Below are 422 nucleotides of genomic sequence, written 5' to 3'. Positions count from 1 at the left end.
ATCATTTACCCCGACGGCAACGAAGAATGGCTGTTTCGCGACGCCGCCAAAAACGTCACCCGCCATATCCACACCGACGGCAGCACTGATTCCTATGCCTACGACGAGCGCGGCAACCTGCTGCAACACACCCGTGCCGACGGCAGCAGCATTCACCACGCCTACGACGACCAGGACCAGCGCTTCAAGACCCGCGATGCCGAAGGCGGCCTGTGGAAATACGACTACGACCCACGCGGCAACATCATCGAAACCCTCGACCCGCTGGAGAACACAACCTGCTACGCCTACAACAGCGACAACCTGCCGGTGCTCATCATCGACGCCCTCGGCGGCAGCAAACACCTGGCCTACAACGCCGACGGCCAACTGACCCGCTACACCGACTGCTCGGGCAAAGTCAGCCAGTGGCAGTACGACGC

General features: G+C 61.6%; 1 protein-coding gene. It reads left to right on the top strand.

Annotation, left to right across the window (positions count from 1 at the left end):
- Positions 1-422 (top strand): hypothetical protein (locus tag AAEZ03_RS26015; protein ID WP_350582620.1); only part of this gene is annotated, 422 nt, incomplete at both ends.

Source organism: Pseudomonas sp. HY2-MNA-CIBAN-0224, from assembly GCF_040310285.1.
GTDB classification, from domain to species: domain Bacteria; phylum Pseudomonadota; class Gammaproteobacteria; order Pseudomonadales; family Pseudomonadaceae; genus Aquipseudomonas; species Aquipseudomonas helleri.
Note: the sequence above shows the minus strand (reverse complement) of the source record. Positions and strands in the feature narration are given on the sequence as shown.